We start from the raw sequence: 23,415 nt of genomic DNA on the forward strand, positions 1-23,415 counted from the left end.
TTCGGCGGACCACGCGGGTCCGGCGACGATGCGGTGGTACTGTGGAGATGCGTCCGCAGCCGATGCCGGGTCACCACGACCCGCTCCATGCCGCGGAACGCTCACCACGTCCTGATGGGCAGAGACATGCGGCCGTAGCGGCTGCGCGCCCGACGTGAACTCTTCCACCAGACCGGCGTATCGAGCCGGTCCACGAGCGAGGGGAAGGATCCTTCGTGACAGACACCACCGTCGAGGCCTCGGCACCTGCCGGGCAGCGCCGCTCCGGAGCACTCTCCGCGATGCGACTGGCCGAGCTGCAGGGCCTGGCCTCGAGCATGGGCATCGGCGGCACCGCCAAGATGCGCAAGGGCGACCTCGTCGCCGCCATCCGGGCCCGCCAGAACGGCGAGAGCGGCCCCGCGTCGCAGGCCCGACCGGCTCGCGAGCAGGAGGCCCGCGAGGAGCGCCGCACCGCCGACGCCCCGCCGGCCGAGGCTCCGCGCGCCGAGCGCGACCGGCAGGACCGGGGCGAGCGCGCTCGCGACGGCCAGCAGGACCGGGACGGCCAGCAGGGCCGCGACCAGCAGAACCGTGACGGTCAGCAGAACCGCGACCAGCAGAACCGGGACGGTCAGCAGAACCGCGACCGTCGCGAGCGCGGCGACCAGCAGAGCGGGGGCCAGAACCAGGGGAACCAGAACCAGGGGAACCAGAACCGCTCGTTCGACGACGACGACGGCAGCGGCCGGGGTCGGCGCCGGCGCAACCGGGGCCGCAACCGCGACAAGCGCCGCGGTCAGGACCAGCCGGGCGGCGGCGGCCAGCAGGCCGACGGCGAGCTGCAGATCGCCGAGGACGACGTGCTCGTCCCGGTGGCCGGCATCCTCGACATCCTCGACAGCTACGCCTTCGTCCGGACGACGGGCTACCTGCCGGGCAGCAGCGACATCTACGTCCCGATGCAGATGGTCAAGCGGTACGGCCTGCGCAAGGGCGACGCCGTCACCGGAGCCATCAAGGCCACCCGGGAGGGCGAGGAGCCGCAGCAGCAGACCGTCGGCTCGCGCAACAACCGGCAGAAGTACACCCCGCTGGCGCGGCTCGACACCGTCAACGCGATGACGCCCGACGACGCCCGCCGGCGTCCCGAGTTCGGCAAGCTCACCCCGCTCTACCCGCAGGACCGGCTGCGGCTCGAGACCGAGCAGAGCATCGTGACGACCCGGATCATCGACCTCGTCGCGCCCATCGGCAAGGGCCAGCGCGGGCTCATCGTCGCCCCGGCCAAGGCCGGCAAGACGATGGTCATGCAGGCCCTCGCGAACGCCATCACGACGAACAACCCCGAGTGCCACCTCATGGTCGTCCTCGTCGACGAGCGTCCCGAGGAGGTCACCGACATGCAGCGGGCCGTCAAGGGCGAGGTCATCTCCTCGACCTTCGACCGCCCGGCCGACGACCACACGACGGTCGCCGAGCTCGCGATCGAGCGCGCCAAGCGCCTCGTCGAGATGGGCCACGACGTCGTCGTGCTCCTCGACTCGATCACCAAGCTGGGGCGCGCCTACAACCTCGCCGCACCGGCGAGCGGGCGCATCCTCTCCGGTGGTGTCGACTCGGCCGCGCTCTACCCGCCGAAGAAGTTCTTCGGTGCTGCGCGCAACATCGAGAACGGCGGGTCGCTGACCATCCTCGCGACGGCTCTGGTCGAGACCGGCTCGCGGATGGACGAGGTGATCTTCGAGGAGTTCAAGGGCACCGGCAACATGGAGCTCAAGCTCGACCGGCAGCTCGCCAACCGCCGCATCTTCCCCGCGGTCGACGTCAACAACTCGGGCACGCGTCGCGAGGAGATCCTCCTCGCGCCCGACGAGCTGAAGATCATGTGGAAGCTGCGCCGCGTCCTGGCCGCGCTCGACTCCCAGCAGGGCATCGAGCTGCTCCTGGACCGGATCAAGAAGACGAAGAACAACTTCGAGTTCCTCACCCAGATCCAGCAGACGAGCTCGATCAAGCTCGACGACGACGACGTCTGACGTCACCCGCCTGTCGACCGACGAGAACATGCCGTGCTCCCTCCCGGGGGCACGGCATGTTCTCGTCGGTCGACCCGTGCCTCAGCGGGGGAGGCTCCAGCGCATCGCCGGGAAGCCGTTGGCCACGAACCCGCGCGGGCCGTAGATGCGCGCCCCCGCCGGGGTGGCGAACAGGTCGACGCGGGTGACGTCGGTGCGCTCCCGGAACCACGCGAGCAGCTCGTCGGTGCAGGCGGCCGCGAACCCCCGGCCCCGGTGCTCGGGCAGGGTCGCGACGTTGGAGATGAGCCCCACCGAGCCGTTGGGGCAGCCGGGCCCGGGGATGAGGGCCGTGACCTCCCCGACCGCCGCGGCGACGACCTCGCCGTCGACCTCGGCGACGACGACCCACACCGCCGCCACGTCGACGGCGTCCAAGAACCAGTCGCGGGCGGCGAGCCGCCACGTCGGCGCCGCGAGCGCGGCGGCGTCGGTCCCCATCGCCTCGAACATCAGCGCCCGCAGGGCGACGAGCGCGTCGGCGTCCGCGCGGGTGGCGCGCCGGATCCGTGCCCCCGTCATCGCGGGGGCCCCAGCTCGAGGCGGCGGCGCGTCTCGGCCGCGCCCTGCGCGGAGTCGGGGAGGTCCCACCACGACTCGACCCACCACGTGGCACCGGCCTCCCGCCAGGGCTCGACGGGCGGCCGGATGTGGCCGAAGTTCCCGTGGCTGTCGCCCTCGACGACGACGTCGTAGCCGTCCATCGTCAGCCCCGCCCCGTCCCGCAGGGTGCGGATGCGGTCGACGATCTCGCGCAGGCTCCGCGGGTCGAGCCGAGCCCCTGGGTCGTCCAGGGTGGAGCCGGTGACGGTGGGGAGGACTCCCTGCCAGCGGGCCGCCCGCTCGAGCGAGCGCTGCCGCTCGCGCCCCGGCACGAGGGCGCCCACGCACCAGACGGGCGGGTGCGGACGCTGCACCGGAGGAGGCGGCACCAGCATCTCGACGGGCCGCGCCGCCCAGTGCTCGCCGCGGAACTCGAACGGCTGGTCACCGAGGAGGCCGGCGTAGACCGCCAGCCCCTCGTCGAGCTTGGCCGCCCGCACCGCCCGGCTCTCGTCGGGCTCGAACGCGAGCCAGTTGTCGTGCAGCGCCCCGAGCCCCACCCCGAGCGTCACCCGCCCCCCGGAGAGCCGGTCGACCGAACCGACCCGCGACGCGAGGTCCCAGGGCCGGTACCGGGACGCGGGGGTGATCAGCGTGCCGAGCCGGATGCGCTCGGTGGCGACCGCCGCCGCGGCCAGCGTGGCCCAGGCGTCCTTCCCCCAGACGGCCTCCCAGGTGAAGACCATGTCCCAGCCGGCCTGCTCGGCGACGCGCGCCAGCTCGACGAACTCGGGCTCGGACGCGAACGGGATGACGGCTCCGTACCTCATCCCCAGCACGCTACAGACGCGGACCCGCCCGAGGTGCGCCCTCGCCCGACGGCCGATGCCACCCGGAAACCGGGTGATGCGCCGCTCGGCTGTTCGGCCACACCGCGAGTCGATCCCGGTCCGGCAGGGTCGGCCACGTCCCTAGGTTGGGCCCGAACCCGATGCACCCGCATCAGCCCCGAGAGGACCAGCCATGTCCGTCCACGCCGTTCCGACCGCCTCCCTGACCGCGGTCGACCTCGCCCCGGTCCTGCTCCGGGTCGCCGCCTCCGCCCAGGCCGTCGCCCGCACCCGCCGGGTCCTGCTGTCGGTCGACGTGGAGTCCGGGCCCCTCGTGGTCCCCGGCGGCTGGCACGACGTGGACGACGCACTGCTCGACGTCATCGGGCAGGCGGTGTCGACGTGCCAGGCGGGCGCCATCGTCGCCGTCGACGTCCACCGTGAGGCGGACGGCGTCGCGGTCGACGTCACCGACACCGGCCCGGGGGCCGGTGCGTCGGTCGACCCCCTCGTCGCGCGAGACCTGCTCGAGTCCTGCGGCGGCCGCCTGACCGTCGCCCGCGTCGACGGCGTCGGGACCTCGGTGCAACTGTGGTGGCCCACGCCGCAGCACGAGCCCGCCGCGGACGACGCGCCGCGGAATGCCGGCCTCCTCGCCGTCGTTTAGGTCACCGTGTGCCTGCTCTGGCACACTTGACCGCTGGACCGGTTCACGGCACAGACGCGTTTCCTGAGCGACCTCCCCACGAGGGTCGCAGGCGGGGCGCCACGGGCTTGCAGCAGAGTGCTGGGCCTGCCGACCCGGAGACCTCCTAGGAGAAATCGTGAAGAAGGACATTCACCCGAACTACGTGGAGACCACCGTCTCCTGCACCTGCGGGAACACGTTCACCACGCGCAGCACCGCGGCCGACGGCGTCATCCACGCCGATGTCTGCAGCAACTGCCACCCGTTCTACACGGGCAAGCAGAAGATCCTCGACACCGGTGGCCGCGTGGCCCGGTTCGAGGCGCGCTACGGCAAGAAGGCCGGCAAGTAGCTTCACCGATGCGCCGGTCCGTCCTTCGGGACGGGCCGGCGCACTCGTGTCTACGGGTGACCCCGACATGTCGAGAAGGGTGAGGAGGTCGTGATGCTCGAGTCCGCCGAGGCTCTTGTCGCCGAGCACGCCGCGCTCGAGCGCGAGATGGGCGACCCGGCCGTCGCGACCGACCCCGGGCTGCTCCGCCGGCTCAACCAGCGGTACGCGGCGCTCGGCCCCACCGTCGCCGCCCACCACGCCTACGTCGCGGCCCGGGACGACCTCCAGGCCGCCCGCGAGCTGGCGCGCGAGGACGAGGGCTTCGCCGCCGAGGTCCCCGCGCTCGAGGCCGCCCTGGCCGACGCCGAGGCCCGGCTCCGGCGGCTGCTCGTGCCCCGCGACCCCGACGACGACCGGGACGTCATCGTCGAGGTCAAGGCGGGGGAGGGCGGCGAGGAGTCGGCCCTGTTCGCCGGGGACCTGCTGCGGATGTACCTGCGCTTCGCCGAGCGTCGCGGCTGGCGCACCGAGGTGCTCGACGCCACCGAGTCCGACCTCGGGGGCTACAAGGACGTCAAGGTCGCGGTGAAGTCGCGCGGCACCCCGCAGCCCGGCGAGGCGCCCTGGGCGCTGCTCAAGTACGAGGGCGGGGTCCACCGGGTGCAGCGGGTGCCCGTCACCGAGAGCCAGGGCCGCATCCACACCTCCGCCGCCGGGGTCTGGGTCATGCCCGAGGCCGAGGAGGTCGAGGTCACCATCGACCCCAACGACCTGCGGATCGACGTGTTCCGGTCCAGCGGGCCGGGCGGGCAGAGCGTCAACACGACCGACTCGGCCGTCCGGATCACGCACCTGCCGAGCGGCCTCGTCGTCTCCTGCCAGAACGAGAAGAGCCAGCTGCAGAACCGCGAGGCGGCGCTGCGGGTGCTGCGGGCTCGGCTCCACCAGATCGCGATGGACGAGCGGCACGCCGCCGACGCCGACGCCCGCGCCGTGCAGGTGCGCACCGTGGACCGCTCCGAGCGGATCCGGACCTACAACTTCCCCGAGAACCGGATCAGCGACCACCGCACCGGCTACAAGTCGCACAACCTCGACGCGGTCCTCGACGGCGACCTCGACCCGGTGATCCGGTCGGCCGTCGACGCCGACGAGGCGGCCCGGCTCGCGGCCATCGCGGACCGATGACCAGCCCGCGGGCGACGCTCCACGCGGCGGTGACGCACGCGCGTGCGGCGTTCGTGGACGAGGGCATCGCCTCGCCCGAGGCCGACGCCGTGGAGCTCGCCGCCTTCGCGCTCGGGTCGGACGCGGCGGACGTGCGCCGCCGGATGGTGCTGCGCGACCCGGTGGACCCGCGCTTCCTCGACACCTACGACGCCCTCGTCGGGGAGCGGCTCGCCCGCGTTCCGCTGCAGCACCTCACCGGCCGTGCGTTCTTCCGCCGGCTCACCCTCGCGGTGGGGCCGGGGGTCTTCGTGCCGCGCCCGGAGACCGAGGTGGCCGCCGGGCTGGCCGTCGAGGCGGCCGTGGCGGCGGGGGAGGCCCCGCTCGTCGTCGACCTGTGCACCGGGTCGGGGGCGATCGCGCTCGCCGTCAAGGACGAGGTCCCGGCCGCCCGCGTCCACGCGGTGGAGCTGTCGGACCTCGCGCACGGCTGGGCCGTGGCGAACCGGGACCGGCTCGGGCTCGACGTCGAGATCCGGCTCGGTGACGCGCGGACCGCCTTCGCGGACCTCGCGGGCGAGGTCGACGTCGTCGTGAGCAACCCGCCGTACATCCCGGACGGGGCGGTGCCGGTGGACCCCGAGGTGCGCGACCACGACCCGGAGGTGGCGCTCTACGGCCGCTCGGCCGACGGGCTGGCCGTGCCCCTCGCGGTGGCGGCGCGTGCCGCGGTGCTCCTGCGGCCGGGCGGAGTGCTCGTCATGGAGCACGCCGACACCCAGGGGAGCACTCTCCCGGCCGCGCTCGAGGCGGCCGGGGGGTGGACGGACGTGCGCGACCACGAGGACCTCGCGGGCCGGCCGCGTGCCACGACGGCGGTCCGGACCACGCGCACGGACTGATGCGGTGCCGCAACGAGGCCGGCCACTTCTCGACCGGACCCGTCGGGCGGACCCGTCAGGCGCGGCCGAGGATGAAGATCAGCAGCGCGATGATGAGCAGCACTCCGACGATCGTCCAGATCAGACCGGAACCACGCATGGGTGTCACCTCTACTTCCGTCCGTGGCGGGCGATCGGTCGCCCACCGGGGTGTCATGACCCTAGGGGCACGGACCGCCCCTCGCGGCCTCCGATGCCGACGAATCCCGTGCACCTAGGCTGAGCCCATGAGTCCGGTCTTCGACTGCACGACCCCGCAGGGCCGCGCCGACGCGATCCCCAAGGCCGCCGAGGGCGTGCGCCACGGGCGCCTCGTCGTCCTGCCCACCGACACCCTCTACGGCATCGGCGCCGACGCGTTCTCCCCGGAGGCGGTGCGCGAGCTGCTCGCCGCCAAGGGCCGCGGCTCGGACATGCCGCCGCCGGTGCTCGTGCCCGAGCCGCGGACGGTCGAGGGGCTCGCGACGAGCGTGCCCGAGTACGCCCGCGCCCTCATCCGGGAGTTCTGGCCCGGCCCGCTCACCGTGGTCCTCCAGGCGCAGCCCTCCCTGGCGTGGGACCTCGGCGACACCGGCGGCACCGTCGCCCTCCGGATGCCCGATGACGAGGTCGCGCTCGCGCTCCTCACCGAGGTGGGCCCGCTGGCCGTCAGCAGCGCCAACCGCACCGGCCATCCGGCCAGCCGCACCGTCGTCGAGGCCGCCAGCCAGCTGGGGGCCACGGTCGAGTACTACCTCGACGGCGGGCCCGTCACCGGAGGCCTGGCCTCCACGATCGTCGACTGCACCCGCGAGGAGCCGGTCATCCTGCGCCTCGGGGCGCTGTCCGAGGAGCAGGTGATGGCCGTCGTCGAGCGCTCCCGCGCCGACGCCCTAGAGTTGGCGGGCCACGAGAGCGAACCGGGCGCCGAGACCGACGCGCCCACCGAGAGCGAACCGCGGGAGAGCACCGACGATGACTGAGACGTTCTACGGGTCCGACTTCGACGCCCTGCAGGCGTTCGACCCCGAGGTCGCGGGGGTGCTCACCGGCGAGCTCGCGAGGCTGCGGGGCGGCCTCCAGCTCATCGCCAGCGAGAACCTGTCGAGCCCGGAGGTCCTCACCGCGCTCGGCTCGACGCTGTCGAACAAGTACGCCGAGGGCTACCCCGGCCGTCGCTACTACGGCGGCTGCGCCGAGGTCGACATCGCCGAGAACCTCGCCATCGACCGGTGCAAGGCCCTCTTCGGTGCCGACCACGCCAACGTCCAGCCGCACTCCGGCGCCAGCGCCAACCAGGCCGTCTACGGCGCGTTCCTCAAGCCGGGCGAGACCCTGCTCGCGATGAGCCTGCCGCACGGCGGCCACCTCACCCACGGCTCGAAGGTCTCGTTCTCCGGCAAGTGGTTCGACGCCGTGCACTACGGCGTCGACAAGGACACCGAGGACATCGACTACGACGAGGTCGAGCGGCTCGCCAAGGAGCACCGGCCCAAGGTCCTGCTCGCCGGCGGGTCGGCCATCCCGCGTCTCATCGACTTCGCGCGGTTCCGCGCCATCGCCGACGAGGTCGGAGCGGTCTTCTGGGTCGACGCGGCCCACTTCATCGGCCTCGTCGCCGGTGGGGCCATCCCCAGCCCGGTGCCGCACGCCGACGTCGTGTCGTTCACGACGCACAAGGTGCTGCGCGGGCCGCGCTCCGGGGCCATCGTGTGCCGCGAGGAGTTCCGCACCGCCATCGACAAGGCCGTCTTCCCGATGATGCAGGGCGGGCCGCAGATGCACTCGATCGCCGCGAAGGCGGTCAACTTCAAGGAGTGCGCCACGCCGGAGTACGCCGCCTACACCCGCCAGGTGATCGCCAACGCGAAGGTCCTCGCGGAGTCCCTCGGCGAGGCGGGCATCCGGCCGACCACCGGCGGCACCGACACCCACCTGTCGCTGCACGACCTCCAGGGCGTGCACGTCACGGGGGTCGACGCCGAGGCGCGCTGCGACGCCGCCGGGATCACCCTGAACAAGAACGCGATCCCCTTCGACCCGCAGAAGCCGGGCATCGCCTCGGGCATCCGGGTGGGCACGCCGTGCGTCACGACGCAGGGGATGGGCGAGGACCAGATGCGCACGGTCGCGGGCCTCATCGCGCGGGCCGTGGTCGACGGTGACGCCGACCCCGAGCACGAGGTCTCGCGCGAGGTGCGGGCCCAGGTGACCGAGCTCGTCGGCGCCTTCCCCGCCTACCCGCGGCCCGCCTGAGGCCGCGCCGGAGCCTGCCACCCGTGACCGACCCGACACCCCCGCCCGAGCCGGAGCCGCGACTGCTCACCCGGCTCAACCGGCGGGGCTTCCGGCTCGTCATGCTCCTCGACGGCATCGCCGTCTTCGGGCTCTCGGTGCTCACGATGGTGTGGCGCTACGGAGCGCCGCCGTGGCCCACCTACCCGCTCGTGGCCTACCTCGTCTCCTTCGGGGTCTCCTCGCTCATCTTCCTGTTCGCCTACTACTTCGGTGGGCTGTACGAGCGTGAGCCCCGGCTCGGGGGCTCGGCGGTGCTGCCGCGGGCGGCCCGGCTCTCGCTCGCCGCGGGCAGCTTCGTCGCCCTCCTCAACCTCGCCCTCAGCGGGCTGCTCCGCCAGCGTGGCTCGCTCATCGGGCGTGCCCTGCCGTTCCCCATCCCCAACCTCATCGCCGTCATCGTCCTTGCGGGGATCGCGGTCGCGATCAACCGCGCGATCGTGCACGCGCTGCGGACCCGGCGGGAGGGGCCACCGCGGGTGGTGCTCGCCGGGACCGCCCAGGACATCGAGCTCGCCCGCCAGCACGTCGCGGTCAACGGCTCCGACCTGCGGGTCGTCGCCGAGGTCGACGACCCGCATGCCGTCGTCGACGTCGTCGAACGCACCGACGCCACCGACGTCCTCCTGCTCTCCGCCGCGTGGCTCGACCTCTGGTACCCGCGCACCATCGGCCGGCTCGACCGGCAGGACGTGACCGTCCTGCTCCGGGTCGGGGGCCGCGAGACGCTGTTCGGGCTGTCCCGGCTCCGCGAGGTGGCGGGCCTGCCGTTCGTCCTCCTCATGCCCCAGACCATGGCGCCGTCGCAACGGCACTTCAAGCGCCTCCTCGACCTCTCGCTCGTGGTGCTCACCGCCCCGATCTGGATCCAGCTGCTGGCCGGGGTGGCGCTGCACCAGCTCATCGTCGCCGGACGACCGCTGCTCTACCGGCAGACCCGCGTCGGGGCCGGCGGCACGACGTTCGAGATGATCAAGTTCCGCACGATGCGCGTCGACGCCGAGGCCGTCGGAGGCGCCCAGCTGTCGGGGTCGGGGGACCCCCGGGTCATCCCGGCCTGCCGGTGGGTGCGCGCGACCCGGGCCGACGAGATGCCCCAGCTCCTGCACATCCTCACCGGGCGGATGTCCGTCGTGGGGCCGCGCCCGGAGCGTCCGGAGCTCACCGCGGGCTTCGAGAAGGAGATCGCGGGCTACACCCGCCGGCACGAGGTGCCACCGGGGCTCACCGGGCTCGCCCAGATCCACGGCCGGTACCACACCGACGCCGAGTACAAGCTGGGCTACGACCTGCAGTACCTCGTCAACTGGTCGCCCATCCTCGACCTCGAGATCATCGCCCGCACCATCTGGGTGGTGCTGGCCCGCAGGGTCTGACCTGCGACGTTGCCGCCCCCGAGGGCTTGTGATAACTTTCACAAGCCGTCCGGAGCTCCTCCGCCACGACCCCCCGAAGAGGCCGATCGTCGATGACCGACCCCAGCACGCCCCCCGCCACCGCACCCGGTGCGCCGTTCGCGGTCATGCTGCGCGGGGCCCTGGTCCCGGCCAGCGGCGCAGGCCTCCTGGCGGTCGCAGTCCTGGCACTGGTGCGGGGGAGTGACGCGGTGGCCGGCGGGCTGCTCGGTGTGGTGGTCGCCGTCCTCTTCTTCGCCTCCGGCATGTTCCTGCTGAGCCGGCTCGTCCGCAGCGCCAGCCCGCACGCCTTCTTCGCGGTCGCGATGACGGTCTACCTCGGCCAGGTCATCGTCCTGTTGCTGTTCATCTACATCTTCCGCGGGGCCTCCTGGGTCGACGGCTTGGCCCTGGGCGTCACGGCCCTGAGCGTCACCCTCGCCTGGCAGGCCTTCGCCTTCCGGGCGCTGCGAGCGGCCCGGCTGCCCATCTACGACCAGCCGGCCGACAACTCCGCGGATCCGCGGTGAGCCCGGTCCCGGCCGCTGGTCCCGGCGTCGCACCCACCCGTGAGGGTCGGGTAGCGTACGTCGCGTCCACCCGAGCGCCCGTCGTCGGCGCCCGTGACATCCCCGAGGAGAAGGTGTGAGCCCGAGCGTGGTCTCCGCTAGCTGGCTGCCTGCCACCGTCGCGACCGCCGCAGGCGGTGAGGAAGGCTTCGTCACCCCCGGTGTCTCGAGCTTCTGGTGGCCGATCATCCCGCTCGACGGCGAGGGTCCCTGGACCATCACCCGTCCCGCGATCGTCCTCCTCATCTCGGTCGCGCTCCTCGCGTGGTTCTACGTCGGCGCCACCCGCAAGCTCACGGTCGTGCCGAGCAAGAACCAGTTCCTCGTCGAGGGCTCGTACAACTTCGTGCGCAACACGATCGGCCGCGACATCATCGGGAGCAAGGACTTCCTCCAGTTCGTCCCGCTGCTGCTCACCCTGTTCACGCTGATCCTCGTGAACAACCTGTTCGGGATCGTGCCGTTCATCCAGTTCCCGACGATGAGCCGGGTCGGCATCCCGATCGTCCTCACGCTCATCGTGTACATCACGTACCACACCGTCGCGATCCGCCGGAAGCACGGCGTCCTGCCGTACTTCAAGTCCCTCATCCCGCCGGGCCTGCCGGGCTGGCTCAAGCCGATCCTCTTCGTGCTCGAGTTCCTCACGTACTTCATCATCCGGCCGCTGACGCTCGCGCTGCGACTCTTCGGCAACATGCTCGCCGGGCACCTCATGCTGCTCGTCTTCATCCTCGGCGGCGAGTACCTGCTGCTCCACGGGGGCAACATCTTCCTCCAGTTCTCCGGAGTCCTGGCGTTCGCGTTCTCGATCGCGATGACCTTTTTCGAGCTCCTCATCGAGTTCCTCCAGGCCTTCATCTTCACGCTCCTCGCGGCCCTGTACATCAGCGACGCCGTGAGCGAGCACCACTGACCCCCGGCACCGTCCGGTAGCACGACCCAGAACACCCCGACGCCGGGACCGGCCCGGCGCCACCGAAAGGAACAGTCAGCATGAACAGCATCGTTGCCGCCGAGGTCACGGGTGACATCGCGTACCTCGGCTACGGCCTCGCCGCGATCGGCCCCGGCATCGGTGTCGGTCTGATCTTCGCCGCCTACATCAACGGCGTCGCGCGCCAGCCCGAGGCTCGCGGCATGCTCCAGACCATCGCCTTCACCGGCATGGCGATCACCGAGGCCCTCGCGATCCTCGGTCTCGTCTTCGCCTTCGTCTTCCAGGGCTGACGCAGACCGTCTCCTGCCCTAGTCCGAGCATCGACAGATAGGACGCGACGTGTACATCGCTTCCCTGGCCGCCGCAGGCGAGACCACCGGCTTCCCGTCCGGTTTCCCGCTGCTGCCGCACCCGGCCGAGATGGTCATCGGCCTCATCGCCTTCGGCATCCTCTACTGGCTGTACAAGACGAAGGTCGTGCCGCGCCTCGAGGAGCTCTACGAGGAGCGGGCCGCCGCCATCGAAGGTGGCATGCAGCAGGCCGAGCAGGCCCAGGCCGAGGCCCGCGAGGCCCTCGAGAAGTACACGGCCCAGCTCGCCGAGGCTCGCGCCGAGTCCAACGAGCTGCGCGAGTCCGCTCGCGAGCAGGGCGCTCAGATCGTCGCGGAGATGCGGGCCCAGGCCCAAGCCGAGGCCGCCCGCATCACCGAGTCGGCCAAGCGTCAGGTCGAGGCCGAGCGGCAGCAGGCCGTCGTCCAGCTCCGGCAGGAGGTCGGCGCCCTGTCGACCGCTCTCGCGAGCAAGATCGTCGGCGAGTCCCTCGAGGACGAGGTGCGCCAGAAGGGCATCGTCGACCGCTTCCTCAGCGAGCTCGAGGCCGGCGACATCACGCCCGAGAAGGTCACCCCGGCCGGGCAGGACGTCTGATGCGTGGATCGTCCCGCGGTGCCGCCCGCGCGTCCCAGGAGGCCTTCGAGGCCGCCCTGGCCGCGAGCCCGGACGGCACCACCCTCGCCGAGGACCTGTTCGCGGTGACCGGCGTCGTCGAGGGCACCGCCTCGCTGCGGCGCGCGCTCGCCGACCCGTCGCGGGAGAACGACGCGAAGGCCGGTCTGGCCCGCTCGCTCTTCGGCGGCAAGGTCGGCGACGCGGCGCTCGACCTCGTCGCGGTCGTCGTCGGCCAGCGCTGGGCCGCCGAGCGCGACCTCGGCGACACCCTCGAGAGCCTCGCCGTCCAGGCGCTGCTCGCCAACGCCGAGGGCACCGGCCGCATCGACCGCGTCGAGGACGAGCTGTTCCGCTTCGAGCGGATCGTCGCGGGCGACCCCGCCCTGCGCGACACGCTCTCGAGCCGCAACACCGACACCGACGGCAAGGCGGGCCTCGTCCGCTCGCTGCTCGACGGCAAGACCGCCCCCGAGACGGTCCGGCTCGCCGAGCAGGCGGTCCGCGTGCCCCGCGGTCGCCGGCTCGACCGCGTCATGGAGGCGTACCTCGCCCTCGCGTCGCGTCGTCGGGACGAGCTGACGGCGCTCGTCACGGTCGCCGCTCCGCTCGACGAGCAGCAGCAGGCCCGCCTGCGCAGCGCCCTCGAGGCGCACTACGGCAAGGCCGTCACGCTCCAGGTCGTCCAGGACCCCACGGTCATGGGCGGCATCCGGGTGCAGGTCGCCGACGAGGTCGTCGACGGCACCGTGCTCCGCCGCCTCGACGAGGCCCGACGGCACATCGCCGGGGGCTGACCGGTCGCCCGCGACCACCCACAACTGCATCCGCACCACCCACACCGAACTTCGGCCCCACGAGGGGCCGGTGACCGAGGAGAAGATCAGACATGACGGAGCTCTCGATCCGTCCGGACGAGATCCGGGACGCGCTGGACAGCTACGTGCGGTCCTACGAGCCCGGCGTCGCCGCGCGCGAGGAGGTCGGCCGCGTCACGGACGCGGGTGACGGTATCGCGCACGTCGAGGGGCTGCCCTCGGCGATGACCAACGAGCTGCTCGAGTTCGAGGACGGCACGCTGGGCCTCGCCCTGAACCTCGACGTCCACGAGATCGGCGTCGTCATCCTCGGTGACTTCAGCGCCATCGAGGAGGGCCAGGAGGTCAAGCGCACGGGCGAGGTCCTCTCGGTCCCCGTCGGCGACAGCTTCCTCGGCCGCGTTGTCGACCCGCTCGGCACCCCCATCGACGGCCTCGGCGAGATCGCCAGCGACGAGCGCCGCGCGCTCGAGCTGCAGGCGCCCACCGTCGTCCAGCGCAAGTCGGTGCACCAGCCGCTGCAGACGGGCCTGAAGTCCGTCGACGCGATGACCCCGATCGGTCGCGGCCAGCGCCAGCTCATCATCGGTGACCGCCAGACCGGCAAGACCACCGTCGCGGTCGACACGATCATCAACCAGAAGGAGTTCTGGGAGACCGGCGACCCCGAGAAGCAGGTGCGCTGCATCTACGTCGCCATCGGCCAGAAGGGCTCGACGATCGCCGCCGTCAAGGGCACGCTCGAAGAGGCCGGCGCGATGGAGTACACGACCATCGTCGCGGCGCCCGCGTCCGACTCGGCCGGCTTCAAGTACCTGGCCCCCTACACCGGCTCGGCCATCGGCCAGCACTGGATGTACCAGGGCAAGCACGTCCTCATCGTCTTCGACGACCTGTCCAAGCAGGCCGAGGCCTACCGCGCCGTCTCGCTGCTGCTCCGCCGCCCGCCGGGCCGCGAGGCCTACCCCGGTGACGTGTTCTACCTGCACAGCCGGCTGCTCGAGCGCTGCGCGAAGCTCTCCGACGACCTCGGCGCCGGGTCGATGACCGGCCTGCCGATCATCGAGACCAAGGCGGGCGACGTCTCGGCGTACATCCCGACCAACGTCATCTCCATCACCGACGGCCAGATCTACCTCCAGGCCGACCTGTTCAACGCCAACGTCCGCCCGGCGATCGACGTGGGTGTCTCGGTGTCCCGAGTCGGCGGTGCGGCCCAGATCAAGGCGATGAAGTCCGTCGCTGGCCGTCTCAAGCTCGACCTCGCCCAGTTCCGTGCCCTCGAGGCGTTCGCGATGTTCGCTTCCGACCTCGACCCTGCCTCGCGGGCCCAGCTCGCCAAGGGCGCCCGCCTCGTCGAGCTGCTCAAGCAGCCGCAGGCCTCGCCCTTCCCGGTCGAGGAGCAGGTCGTCTCGATCTGGATGGGCACCACCGGCAAGCTCGACAGCGTCGCCGTCGAGGACATCCGCAAGTTCGAGCGTGAGTTCCTCGACCACCTCCGCCGCACCAAGTCCGACCTCCTCGCGGCCATCCGCGAGACGGGCAAGTTCGACGAGGGCACCGAGCAGGCGCTCGAGGCCGAGGTCCAGACCTTCAAGGACAAGCTGTTCGACGGCTCCGGCGTCGAGGCGGTCCCGGTCGGTGACGAGGCCGAGGACGGCGCCGACGCGATGGACTCCGACCAGGAGCAGATCGTCAAGCAGAAGCGCTGACGCGCGTCCACCGACAGACACCACGAAAGGCGGAAAGACATGGGAGCGCAGATCCGGGAGTACCGGCAGCGCATCCGGTCCGTCAGTGCGACGAAGAAGATCACCCGGGCCATGGAGCTGATGGCGGCCTCGCGGGTCGTCAAGGCGCAGCAGGCGGTGCGGGAGTCCACCCCGTACGCCCGCGCCCTGACCCGTGCGGTCTCGGCGGTCGCGACCTTCTCGAACGAGGACCACCCGCTCACCTCCGAGAAGGAGGACGTGCGCCGCGCGGCGGTCGTCATTCTGACCTCCGACCGTGGCCTCGCCGGGGCCTACAGCTCTGCCGTCATCAAGGAGAGCGAGCGTCTCATCGCCCGGCTCCGGGACGAGGGCAAGGAGGTCGTGCCCTACCTCCTCGGCCGCAAGGTGATCGGGTTCTACAGGTTCCGCCGGCGCGACTTCGCCGCGGAGTGGAGCGGGTTCTCCGAGAAGCCCACCTTCGACGTCGCCCGCGAGGTCGGCGAGCGGCTCGTCGCCGACTTCACGACGGCCACCGACAACGGCGGCATCGACGAGGTCCACGTCGTCTTCACGCGGTTCGTCTCGATGGTCACCCAGGAGCCCGAGGTCATCCGGCTGCTGCCGCTGGAGGTCGTCGAGGGCGAGGAGGCCCCGGACGAGGCCGACCTCCTGCCGCTGTACGACTTCGAGCCCGGCGCCGGGCAGGTGCTCGACGCGCTCCTGCCGAAGTACGTCAACGCCCGGCTGTTCAACTGCATGCTCCAGGCCGCCGCCTCCGAGCTCGCCGCCCGCCAGCGCGCGATGAAGTCGGCGACGGACAACGCCGAGGAGCTCATCAAGAAGTACACGCGCCTGCACAACCAGGCGCGGCAGGCGGAGATCACCCAAGAGATCAGCGAAATCGTCGGTGGCGCCACTGCGCTGGCCGAGAGCAAGTGAGTGAGAGAGAGACCATGACTGCCACTGTCACCGAGACGTACCAGCCCCCCGCCCCCGGCGGCGTCGGGCGGATCTCCCGGATCACCGGCCCGGTCGTCGACGTCGAGTTCCCCGTCGACGGGATGCCCGAGCAGTACAACCTGCTCACCACCGAGGTCGAGCTCGGCGGCGAGACGCACACGCTGAACCTCGAGGTCGCCCAGCACATCGGCGACAACATGGTCCGTGCGATCTCGCTGCAGCCCACCGACGGCCTCGTGCGCGGCACCGCCGTGCAGGACACCGGCGGCCCGATCACCGTGCCCGTCGGCGACGTCACCCTCGGCCGGGTCTTCAACACCACCGGGGTGTGCCTCAACCTCGAGCCGGGCGAGACCCTCGACGTCAAGGAGCGCTGGGGCATCCACCGCCAGGCGCCCGCCTTCGACCAGCTCGAGTCCAAGACCCAGATGTTCGAGACCGGCATCAAGGTCATCGACCTCCTGACGCCCTACGTGCTCGGCGGCAAGATCGGCCTCTTCGGCGGTGCGGGCGTCGGCAAGACCGTCCTCATCCAGGAGATGATCGCCCGTGTCGCGCGCGACCACGGCGGTGTCTCGGTGTTCGCCGGCGTCGGCGAGCGCACGCGTGAGGGCAACGACCTCATGGTCGAGATGGAGGAGGCCGGGGTCCTCGGCCAGACCGCCCTGGTCTTCGGCCAGATGGACGAGCCGCCGGGCACCCGCCTGCGGGTCGCCCTGTCCGCGCTGACGATGGCGGAGTACTTCCGCGACGTGCAGAGCCAGGACGTGCTCCTCTTCATCGACAACATCTTCCGGTTCACCCAGGCCGGCCAGGAGGTCTCGACCCTCCTCGGCCGCATGCCGTCGGCGGTCGGCTACCAGCCGACGCTCGCCGACGAGATGGGCACGCTCCAGGAGCGGATCACCTCGACGCGTGGTCACTCGATCACCTCGATGCAGGCGATCTACGTGCCGGCCGACGACTACACCGACCCGGCCCCGGCGACGACGTTCGCGCACCTCGACGCGACGACCGAGCTGTCCCGTGAGATCGCCTCGCTCGGCATCTACCCGGCCGTGGACCCGCTCACCTCGACGAGCCGGATCCTCGACCGCCGTTACATCTCCACCGAGCACTACGACACGGCCGTGCGGGTCAAGCAGATCCTCCAGCGCAACAAGGAGCTGCAGGACATCATCGCGATCCTCGGCATCGACGAGCTGTCCGAGGAGGACAAGATCCTCGTCAACCGGGCGCGCCGCATCCAGCGCTTCCTGTCGCAGAACACCTACGTCGCCAAGCAGTTCACCGGCATCGAGGGGTCGACGGTCCCGCTGTCCGACACCATCGAGGCCTTCACGAAGATCTGCGACGGCGAGTACGACCACGTGCCCGAGCAGGCGTTCTTCATGTGTGGCGGGCTCGACGACGTCGAGCGCCAGGCGGCCGAGATCGAGAAGAACCTCTGATGGCTCTTCAGGTCGAGCTCGTCGCCGCGGACCGCAAGGTCTGGGAGGGCGAGGCCAGCCAGGTCAGCGCGCGGTCGATCGAGGGCGACCTCGGGGTGCTCCCCGGGCACCAGCCCACCCTCGTGGTCCTCACCGAGGGCGAGGTCCGGATCAACGCGGGCGGCTGGAAGAGCGCCACGGTCGACGGTGGCTTCATGTCGGTCGACCACGACCGGGTGACGATCGTCGCCGAGTCGGTGGACGCCTCGGGCATGGGTTCCTGACGACGCGAGGACGGGGACGGGCTCACCGATGGATCCACTGCTGGTCACCGAGCTCGTCCTCGCCCTCGTCGTCCTGCTCGTCGTCGGCGCGCTCACCTTCGTGTGGGCGCGCCGTCGTTTCATCTCCGGTGACGGCCGGCCCGTCATGCTGTGCGCGCGGCGTGACGACGCCACCGCGCGCTGGCAGCTGGGGCTGGCCCGGCTCGGGTCCGAGCGTTTCGAGTGGTTCAGCATGCTCGGGCCGTCGGTGCGGCCCGAGGTGTCCTGGCTGCGCGGGGAGCTGCGCTTCGGCGCACCCCAGCCGACCTCCGACGTCATCCCGGGGCTCGCGGAGCCGGTCGCGGTGACCGGCCGCGCGGCGGGGCGGACCTGCGAGTTCGCCTTCGTGCCGGCGGCGTACACCGCGGTGCGCGCGTGGCTGGAGTCCAGCCCGCCCGGCTACAACGTCAACGTCGCCTAGCGCTGCGGCGCCTGCTCGCGGCCGCCGCCGGGGGCCCACAGGACGTCGCCGCCGGCGCCCACGTTGGCGGTGCGGGCCAGGACGAACAGCAGGTCGCTGAGGCGGTTGAGGTACGTCGCCGTCGTCGGGTTGACCCCGCCCTCGCCCCGGGCGGTGCCGGGCTCGGTGCCGTAGGTCTCGATCGCGGCCCACGTCGAGCGCTCGGCCCGCCGGACCACGGTCAGGGCGAGGTGGAGGTAGGCGGACCCCGGGGTCCCGCCGGGGAGGATGAACGAACGGAGCTTCTCGAGGGACTCGAGGTAGCGGTCGCAGTCGGCCTCGAGCTCGGCGACCCACTCGTCCTTGACCCGCAGCGGCGGGTACTCGTAGCTCTCCTGCAGCGGGGTCGACAGGTCGGCGCCCACGTCGAAGAGGTCGTTCTGGACCCGCACGAGGACGGCGCGGACCTCGTCGGGCAGGTCACCGCACGCGACGGCCACCCCGACGGCCGCGTTGGCCTCGTTGACGTCGGCGTACGCGGCGAGCCGGGCGTCGGTCTTGCGGGTGCGGCTCATGTCCCCGAGCGCGGTCGTGCCGTCGTCGCCGGTGCGCGTGTAGATGCGGGTGAGGTTGACCATGCGCCCAGCGTGACAGATGCCGGAACCGACCCTGACGTGGCACCAAAATGCCGTTGGCAACTGGTTGCCAGACCTCTACGGTGGGCGGTGTATCGCGGGCGGCCGCTCGCGCGTCCTCACCCTGGAACCGACGAGAGGGGGCCGGATGGCTCAGCACCATGCACCGCTGGTCTCGATGTCCGAGCACATCCGGGACGACGGGGTCCTCGTGCGGGTGGGCGGGCGGCTCGACCGTCGGACGGCCGCCGACGTGCGCACGGCGATGCACCGCCTGCTCTCCGGGCCGGGGCCGGCCGTCCTCCTGGACCTCGACGAGGCGGTGATCGGCGACGCGACGGCCCTCGGGCTCCTCGTCGAGCTGCGTCGCCTGGCCCAGCGCTCCGGCGTCGAGCTGCGCGTCGTCGCCGCCGACGACCGGACGGCTCGGCTGCTGTGCCGGGTCCGGCTGCACGCGCTCCTCACCCCGCCGCTGCGGACCACGGCCGTCGTCGGCCCCACCCTGGCGCAGGTCGTCTGACCCGCGGCGTGAGCAGCGTCACCGCCGATCCGGCCCGGTGTGGGCACTCTCACCGCCGCAGCGCCTACCCGGCCCGCCGGCGCGCGGTTAGCGTTCCAGCCATGTCCGAAGGCACCGACGCCGCGCGCCCCGAGCGCGACCGCCCCTGGGTCATGCGCACCTACGCGGGGCACTCCAGCGCCGCCGCGAGCAACGCGCTGTACCGCCGCAACCTCGACAAGGGCCAGACCGGCCTCTCGGTCGCCTTCGACCTGCCGACCCAGACCGGCTACGACCCCGACCACGCGCTCGCCCGCGGCGAGGTCGGCAAGGTGGGGGTCCCGGTCAGCCACCTCGGCGACATGCGCGCCCTCTTCGACGAGATCCCGCTGTCGTCGATGAACACCTCGATGACGATCAACGCGACGGCGATGTGGCTGCTCGCGCTCTACGAGGTCGTCGCCGAGGAGCAGGCCGAGGCGGCGGGGGAGGACCCGGCCGAGTGGGTTCGCGCTCTCGCCGGCACGACCCAGAACGACATCATCAAGGAGTACCTGTCCCGGGGGACGTACGCCTTCCCGCCCGGGCCGTCGATGCGGCTCATCACGGACCTCATCGCCTACACGGTGGCCCGGATCCCGCGGTGGAACCCGATCAACATCTGCAGCTACCACCTCCAGGAGGCGGGCGCCACGCCCGTGCAGGAGGTCGCCTACGCGCTGTCGACGGCCATCGCCGTGCTCGACGCGGTGCGCGACTCCGGGCAGGTGCCCCCGGAGCGGTTCGGCGAGGTCGTGGCCCGGATCTCGTTCTTCGTCAACGCCGGGGTGCGCTTCGTCGAGGAGATGTGCAAGATGCGCGCGTTCGTCCGGCTGTGGGACGAGATCACCCTCGAGCGCTACGGCGTGCAGGACCCCGCGCACCGGCGGTTCCGGTACGGCGTGCAGGTGAACTCGCTGGGGCTCACCGAGGCCCAGCCCGAGAACAACGTCCAGCGCATCGTCCTCGAGATGCTCGCCGTCACGCTGAGCAAGGACGCCCGGGCCCGGGCCGTCCAGCTGCCCGCGTGGAACGAGGCGCTCGGGCTGCCCCGGCCCTGGGACCAGCAGTGGTCCCTGCGGATCCAGCAGGTCCTCGCCTACGAGTCCGACCTGCTCGAGTACGACGACCTCTTCGAGGGCTCGGTCGTCGTCGAGGCGAAGGTCGAGGAGCTCGTCGCCGGAGCGCGCGAGGAGATGGCGCGTGTCGCCGACCTCGGGGGGGCCGTGGCCGCCGTCGAGGGCGGGTACATGAAGTCCGAGCTCGTCGCCTCGCTGGCCCGACGGCGGGCGCGCATCGAGGCCGGTGACGAGGTGGTCGTCGGGGTCAACCGGTTCGCCACGAGCGAGCCGAACCCGCTGACCGCCGACCTCGGCACCGCGGTGCAGACCGTCGACCCCGATGTCGAGCGGGCGGCCGTCGAGGCCGTGCAGCGGTGGCGCGCCGAGCGCGACGCCGATCCGGACCGGGGCGCGCGCGCCGTCGCCGCGCTCGACCGGCTGCGCGCCGACGCCGGCACCGACGCCAACCTCGTCGACGCCACGCTCGAGTGCGCCCGCGCCGGAGTGACGACGGGGGAGTGGGCGGGCGCCCTGCGCGAGGTGTTCGGCGAGTTCCGGGCGCCCACCGGGGTCGGAGCCGCCGCCGCCACGGGCTCCGGGACCGCGGCCCTGTCCCGGGTGCGTGACCTCGTGCGGTCGACGGGGGACGAGCTGGGCGAGACGCTGCGGGTCCTCGTGGGCAAGCCCGGCCTCGACGGGCACTCCAACGGCGCCGAGCAGGTCGCCGTCCGGGCGCGGGACGCCGGCTTCGAGGTCGTCTACCAGGGCATCCGGCTCACACCCGAGCAGATCGTGGGAGCGGCGGTCGCCGAGGACGTGCACCTCGTCGGGCTCTCCATCCTCTCGGGGTCGCACATGGAGCTCGTCCCCGACGTCCTCGCCCGGCTCCGGGCCGCCGGCGCGGGGGACGTCCCGGTCATCGTCGGCGGCATCATCCCGTCGGCGGACGCGGCACGGCTCAAGGAGCTGGGCGTCGCCGAGGTGTTCACGCCCAAGGACTTCGGGCTCACCGAGATCATGGAGCGGTTCGTCGAGGTCATCCGGGCCTCGCGCGGGCTCGCCCCGGCGAGCGCTCCGGTCAGCGGCTGACCGCCCGGACGATGCCGGTGCGGCCGCTCAGTACGGGTGGTAGCTGGAGGCCGAGTGCATGACGCCACGCACCGGCTCGGCGTCGTACCGCTCGCGCCGACGGTGCTCGGTGACGGCGATGCCGATGAGGGCGAGCGCGGTGAGCGGCCAGACGAGGCAGGTGAGGGCCACCCAGGTGGCGCAGGTGCGCACCTGCATGCCCCGGTCCTTGTCGCACGCGACGGCGACGCCGAGCGCCCCGACGCCGAGGCCGATGGTGACGTAGGACAGGACGAGCTGCAGGGTGGTCATCGGGTCGCCCCCGACTCCGCGCAGAGGGCGCCGCGTGCTGGCGGGACGTCCGCCGCAGCGGTCCCTCCCCAAGCCGTGTTGCGCGTCATCTGTCGGTCCTCGTCGACTCGGCCTCGCGTGTCGACCCCACTGTAGGTACCGACGGCCCCGTTCGCTATCACCACAGGGCGAATGGACGAGCGTTTCCTGGCCGAACGGGGGACCTGCACCAGCAGGCCCCGGACCGCCGCCCGCGGGTCAGAAGAGCCGGTGCCCGGTGTCGTCGATGCCGCGCAGGGCGTCGTAGTCGAGGACGACGCAGCGGATGCCCCGGTCCTCGGCCAGTGTGCGGGCCTGCGGCTTGATGACCTGGGCGGCGAAGACGCCGGTGACCGGGGCGAGGTGCGGGTCCCGGTTCATCAGCTCGAGGTAGCGGGTCAGCTGCTCGACCCCGTCGATCTCGCCCCGGCGCTTGATCTCGACCGCCACGTGCCGGCCGTCGGCGTCCCGGCACAGGATGTCGACGGGGCCGATCGCGGTCATGTACTCGCGGCGGGAGAGGCTCCAGCCCTCCCCGAGGGTCGTGATGTGCTCGGCGAGGAGCCGCTGCAGGTGTGCCTCCACGCCGTCCTTGACCAGCCCCGGGTCGACGCCGAGGTCGTGCGACGTGTCGTGGTGCACCTCGTGCAGGCGGACCCGGATGCGGTCCTCGGACTTCGCGTGCTGGACCACCCAGACGGTGCCGACGCCGTCGGCCGCCTCGGCCTCGTCGGGCGCGATCTCGGCCATGGCGCACGGAGGCGACATCCAGTTCAGCGGCTTGTACGAGCCGCCGTCGGAGTGGACGAGGACGGACCCGTCGGCCTTGACGAGGAGGAGTCGCTTGGCGAGCGGGAGGTGCGCCGTCAGGCGTCCCTCGTAGTCGACAGAGCATGTCGCGATCACCATCCGCACGACGGGCACCTTACCGACCCGTAGCCCCGGGTCCGAACCGGTTGCCGCTGCGGAAATCGCAGCGCACACTGGAGCCAGAGGTGAGGCCGATGGAGGTCGCCGTGTCGGCGCTGCCGACTGCCCTGCTGCCCGCCGTCTTCCTCGGGGTCGTCGTCGGCGCCTGCGCGCTCGCCACCGTGTCCACCCGGTGGATCGGGGGCAAGGCGCGCCACGTCGCGCGCCGGCTGGACGGTCCGACAGGCCGGGTCGTGGATGGGCTGGAGCACCTCGGGCTGCTCCAGCGGCGCCGGCCCGAGCCCGTCCCACCCGTCCTCCTGGCCCTCGAGCTGCGCCGCCTCGCCGCCGAGATCCGCCGCATCGAGGCCGGTAGCCAGCCCAACCCCGCCGCCCGGCTGGCGGCGGCGTACGCCGCGTACGACCACGTGCTCGTCCAGCTGTGCACCGCGGCCGACGTGCCCACCCCGGTGGGCCTGCTGCCCCTGGACCCGCGGCACCGGCTCGCGCTCGAGGCCGACCTCGTCGCCACCGGGATCGACTGGTGAG

General features: G+C 72.1%; 26 protein-coding genes. 21 read left to right on the forward strand and 5 right to left on the reverse strand.

The window, feature by feature from the left end:
• The first annotated feature begins 215 nt into the window (after positions 1-215).
• Positions 216-2,018, forward strand: a complete 1,803-nt coding sequence (rho, locus tag Q0963_RS01050) for a transcription termination factor Rho (RefSeq protein WP_299441185.1) — start codon at positions 216-218, stop codon at positions 2,016-2,018.
• Positions 2,019-2,099: 81 nt separating this feature from the next.
• Here rho and Q0963_RS01055 read toward each other — a convergent pair whose 3' ends face one another.
• Positions 2,100-2,579, reverse strand: a complete 480-nt coding sequence (locus Q0963_RS01055; protein ID WP_299441188.1) for a GNAT family N-acetyltransferase — start codon at positions 2,577-2,579, stop codon at positions 2,100-2,102.
• On the reverse strand, positions 2,576-3,430 hold the full coding sequence (locus Q0963_RS01060; RefSeq protein WP_299441191.1) for an LLM class flavin-dependent oxidoreductase: 855 nt from the start codon (positions 3,428-3,430) through the stop codon (positions 2,576-2,578). Before Q0963_RS01060 ends, Q0963_RS01055 begins: the two co-directional genes overlap by 4 nt.
• Positions 3,431-3,623: 193 nt before the next feature.
• Between Q0963_RS01060 and Q0963_RS01065 the strand changes: the two genes are divergently transcribed.
• The 17 genes from Q0963_RS01065 (at position 3,624) to Q0963_RS01145 (ending at position 18,346) form a co-directional block, all read left to right on the forward strand.
• Positions 3,624-4,097, forward strand: a complete 474-nt coding sequence (locus tag Q0963_RS01065) for a HAMP domain-containing sensor histidine kinase (RefSeq protein ID WP_299441194.1) — start codon at positions 3,624-3,626, stop codon at positions 4,095-4,097.
• Positions 4,098-4,254: 157 nt separating this feature from the next.
• Complete coding sequence (rpmE, locus tag Q0963_RS01070; protein ID WP_299441196.1) at positions 4,255-4,470, forward strand: 50S ribosomal protein L31; 216 nt, start codon at positions 4,255-4,257, stop codon at positions 4,468-4,470.
• Between the two features lie 93 nt (positions 4,471-4,563).
• Positions 4,564-5,640: a peptide chain release factor 1 gene (prfA, locus tag Q0963_RS01075; RefSeq protein ID WP_299441200.1), complete on the forward strand. Its 1,077-nt coding sequence runs from the start codon at positions 4,564-4,566 to the stop codon at positions 5,638-5,640.
• Entirely contained in the window at positions 5,637-6,521 is an 885-nt protein-coding gene (gene prmC / locus Q0963_RS01080) for a peptide chain release factor N(5)-glutamine methyltransferase (RefSeq protein WP_299441203.1), read from the forward strand. Before prfA ends, prmC begins: the two co-directional genes overlap by 4 nt.
• Positions 6,522-6,787: 266 nt before the next feature.
• Positions 6,788-7,522, forward strand: coding sequence for an L-threonylcarbamoyladenylate synthase (locus tag Q0963_RS01085; RefSeq protein ID WP_299441206.1), 735 nt, complete (start codon positions 6,788-6,790; stop codon positions 7,520-7,522).
• On the forward strand, positions 7,515-8,795 hold the full coding sequence (gene glyA, locus Q0963_RS01090) for a serine hydroxymethyltransferase (RefSeq protein WP_299441209.1): 1,281 nt from the start codon (positions 7,515-7,517) through the stop codon (positions 8,793-8,795). The genes Q0963_RS01085 and glyA overlap by 8 nt, the downstream gene beginning before the upstream one ends.
• A 23-nt stretch (positions 8,796-8,818) precedes the next feature.
• Complete coding sequence (locus tag Q0963_RS01095) at positions 8,819-10,210, forward strand: sugar transferase (protein WP_299441212.1); 1,392 nt, start codon at positions 8,819-8,821, stop codon at positions 10,208-10,210.
• A gap of 92 nt (positions 10,211-10,302) precedes the next feature.
• On the forward strand, positions 10,303-10,758 hold the full coding sequence (locus Q0963_RS01100) for a hypothetical protein (RefSeq protein WP_299441215.1): 456 nt from the start codon (positions 10,303-10,305) through the stop codon (positions 10,756-10,758).
• 115 nt (positions 10,759-10,873) lie between these two features.
• Positions 10,874-11,713, forward strand: a complete 840-nt coding sequence (gene atpB / locus Q0963_RS01105) for a F0F1 ATP synthase subunit A (protein WP_299441218.1) — start codon at positions 10,874-10,876, stop codon at positions 11,711-11,713.
• Positions 11,714-11,793: 80 nt separating this feature from the next.
• Positions 11,794-12,027: an ATP synthase F0 subunit C gene (gene atpE / locus Q0963_RS01110; RefSeq protein ID WP_204135867.1), complete on the forward strand. Its 234-nt coding sequence runs from the start codon at positions 11,794-11,796 to the stop codon at positions 12,025-12,027.
• Between the two features lie 49 nt (positions 12,028-12,076).
• Positions 12,077-12,664, forward strand: coding sequence for a F0F1 ATP synthase subunit B (locus Q0963_RS01115; protein WP_299441225.1), 588 nt, complete (start codon positions 12,077-12,079; stop codon positions 12,662-12,664).
• Positions 12,664-13,479, forward strand: coding sequence for a F0F1 ATP synthase subunit delta (locus Q0963_RS01120; protein ID WP_299441228.1), 816 nt, complete (start codon positions 12,664-12,666; stop codon positions 13,477-13,479). Before Q0963_RS01115 ends, Q0963_RS01120 begins: the two co-directional genes overlap by 1 nt.
• A gap of 92 nt (positions 13,480-13,571) precedes the next feature.
• Positions 13,572-15,212: a F0F1 ATP synthase subunit alpha gene (gene atpA / locus Q0963_RS01125; RefSeq protein ID WP_299441231.1), complete on the forward strand. Its 1,641-nt coding sequence runs from the start codon at positions 13,572-13,574 to the stop codon at positions 15,210-15,212.
• A gap of 39 nt (positions 15,213-15,251) precedes the next feature.
• Entirely contained in the window at positions 15,252-16,151 is a 900-nt protein-coding gene (locus Q0963_RS01130; protein ID WP_299441234.1) for a F0F1 ATP synthase subunit gamma, read from the forward strand.
• A gap of 14 nt (positions 16,152-16,165) precedes the next feature.
• Entirely contained in the window at positions 16,166-17,623 is a 1,458-nt protein-coding gene (gene atpD, locus Q0963_RS01135) for a F0F1 ATP synthase subunit beta (RefSeq protein ID WP_299441237.1), read from the forward strand.
• On the forward strand, positions 17,620-17,886 hold the full coding sequence (locus Q0963_RS01140) for a F0F1 ATP synthase subunit epsilon (RefSeq protein WP_299442419.1): 267 nt from the start codon (positions 17,620-17,622) through the stop codon (positions 17,884-17,886). Before atpD ends, Q0963_RS01140 begins: the two co-directional genes overlap by 4 nt.
• Before the next feature lie 28 nt (positions 17,887-17,914).
• The gene (locus tag Q0963_RS01145; RefSeq protein ID WP_299441240.1) at positions 17,915-18,346 is read left to right on the forward strand and encodes a DUF2550 family protein; all 432 of its coding nucleotides are present in this window, start codon (positions 17,915-17,917) and stop codon (positions 18,344-18,346) included.
• On the opposite strand, the gene Q0963_RS01150 is transcribed toward Q0963_RS01145, so the two are convergent.
• Entirely contained in the window at positions 18,343-18,963 is a 621-nt protein-coding gene (locus tag Q0963_RS01150) for a cob(I)yrinic acid a,c-diamide adenosyltransferase (RefSeq protein WP_299441243.1), read from the reverse strand. The genes Q0963_RS01145 and Q0963_RS01150 overlap by 4 nt on opposite strands.
• 145 nt (positions 18,964-19,108) lie before the next feature.
• Between Q0963_RS01150 and Q0963_RS01155 the strand changes: the two genes are divergently transcribed.
• Positions 19,109-19,480 (forward strand): STAS domain-containing protein, encoded by a 372-nt coding sequence (locus tag Q0963_RS01155; RefSeq protein ID WP_299441246.1) that lies wholly within the window; start codon positions 19,109-19,111, stop codon positions 19,478-19,480.
• 101 nt (positions 19,481-19,581) lie between these two features.
• Complete coding sequence (locus tag Q0963_RS01160; RefSeq protein WP_299441249.1) at positions 19,582-21,648, forward strand: protein meaA; 2,067 nt, start codon at positions 19,582-19,584, stop codon at positions 21,646-21,648.
• 27 nt (positions 21,649-21,675) lie between these two features.
• Here the strand turns inward: Q0963_RS01160 and Q0963_RS01165 are convergent, their stop codons facing one another.
• Both Q0963_RS01165 and nucS read right to left on the reverse strand, forming a co-directional pair.
• Complete coding sequence (locus Q0963_RS01165) at positions 21,676-21,939, reverse strand: hypothetical protein (protein ID WP_299441252.1); 264 nt, start codon at positions 21,937-21,939, stop codon at positions 21,676-21,678.
• Positions 21,940-22,176: 237 nt separating this feature from the next.
• On the reverse strand, positions 22,177-22,872 hold the full coding sequence (nucS, locus tag Q0963_RS01170) for an endonuclease NucS (protein ID WP_299441255.1): 696 nt from the start codon (positions 22,870-22,872) through the stop codon (positions 22,177-22,179).
• 89 nt (positions 22,873-22,961) lie between these two features.
• Between nucS and Q0963_RS01175 the strand changes: the two genes are divergently transcribed.
• Positions 22,962-23,414 (forward strand): hypothetical protein, encoded by a 453-nt coding sequence (locus Q0963_RS01175; RefSeq protein WP_299441259.1) that lies wholly within the window; start codon positions 22,962-22,964, stop codon positions 23,412-23,414.
• Position 23,415: the final 1 nt, after the last annotated feature.

Source organism: uncultured Phycicoccus sp., from assembly GCF_947495705.1.
Lineage (GTDB): Bacteria > Actinomycetota > Actinomycetes > Actinomycetales > Dermatophilaceae > Phycicoccus.

Excerpts from the sequence above, each read along its gene's own strand:
- Q0963_RS01085 (WP_299441206.1), top strand. The coding sequence starts at position 6,788 with ATGAGTCCGGTCTTCGACTGCACGACCCCGCAGGGCCGCGCCGACGCG.
- Q0963_RS01160 (WP_299441249.1), top strand. The coding sequence starts at position 19,582 with ATGTCCGAAGGCACCGACGCCGCGCGCCCCGAGCGCGACCGCCCCTGG.
- Q0963_RS01060 (WP_299441191.1), bottom strand. The coding sequence starts at position 3,430 with ATGAGGTACGGAGCCGTCATCCCGTTCGCGTCCGAGCCCGAGTTCGTC.
- Q0963_RS01165 (WP_299441252.1), bottom strand. The coding sequence starts at position 21,939 with ATGACCACCCTGCAGCTCGTCCTGTCCTACGTCACCATCGGCCTCGGC.
- Q0963_RS01145 (WP_299441240.1), top strand. The coding sequence starts at position 17,915 with ATGGATCCACTGCTGGTCACCGAGCTCGTCCTCGCCCTCGTCGTCCTG.
- Q0963_RS01055 (WP_299441188.1), bottom strand. The coding sequence starts at position 2,579 with ATGACGGGGGCACGGATCCGGCGCGCCACCCGCGCGGACGCCGACGCG.
- prmC (WP_299441203.1), top strand. The coding sequence starts at position 5,637 with ATGACCAGCCCGCGGGCGACGCTCCACGCGGCGGTGACGCACGCGCGT.
- Q0963_RS01065 (WP_299441194.1), top strand. The coding sequence starts at position 3,624 with ATGTCCGTCCACGCCGTTCCGACCGCCTCCCTGACCGCGGTCGACCTC.
- Q0963_RS01120 (WP_299441228.1), top strand. The coding sequence starts at position 12,664 with ATGCGTGGATCGTCCCGCGGTGCCGCCCGCGCGTCCCAGGAGGCCTTC.
- atpE (WP_204135867.1), top strand. The coding sequence starts at position 11,794 with ATGAACAGCATCGTTGCCGCCGAGGTCACGGGTGACATCGCGTACCTC.
- Q0963_RS01130 (WP_299441234.1), top strand. The coding sequence starts at position 15,252 with ATGGGAGCGCAGATCCGGGAGTACCGGCAGCGCATCCGGTCCGTCAGT.
- Q0963_RS01100 (WP_299441215.1), top strand. The coding sequence starts at position 10,303 with ATGACCGACCCCAGCACGCCCCCCGCCACCGCACCCGGTGCGCCGTTC.
- Q0963_RS01175 (WP_299441259.1), top strand. The coding sequence starts at position 22,962 with ATGGAGGTCGCCGTGTCGGCGCTGCCGACTGCCCTGCTGCCCGCCGTC.
- Q0963_RS01155 (WP_299441246.1), top strand. The coding sequence starts at position 19,109 with ATGGCTCAGCACCATGCACCGCTGGTCTCGATGTCCGAGCACATCCGG.
- Q0963_RS01150 (WP_299441243.1), bottom strand. The coding sequence starts at position 18,963 with ATGGTCAACCTCACCCGCATCTACACGCGCACCGGCGACGACGGCACG.
- atpA (WP_299441231.1), top strand. The coding sequence starts at position 13,572 with ATGACGGAGCTCTCGATCCGTCCGGACGAGATCCGGGACGCGCTGGAC.
- glyA (WP_299441209.1), top strand. The coding sequence starts at position 7,515 with ATGACTGAGACGTTCTACGGGTCCGACTTCGACGCCCTGCAGGCGTTC.
- prfA (WP_299441200.1), top strand. The coding sequence starts at position 4,564 with ATGCTCGAGTCCGCCGAGGCTCTTGTCGCCGAGCACGCCGCGCTCGAG.
- atpD (WP_299441237.1), top strand. The coding sequence starts at position 16,166 with ATGACTGCCACTGTCACCGAGACGTACCAGCCCCCCGCCCCCGGCGGC.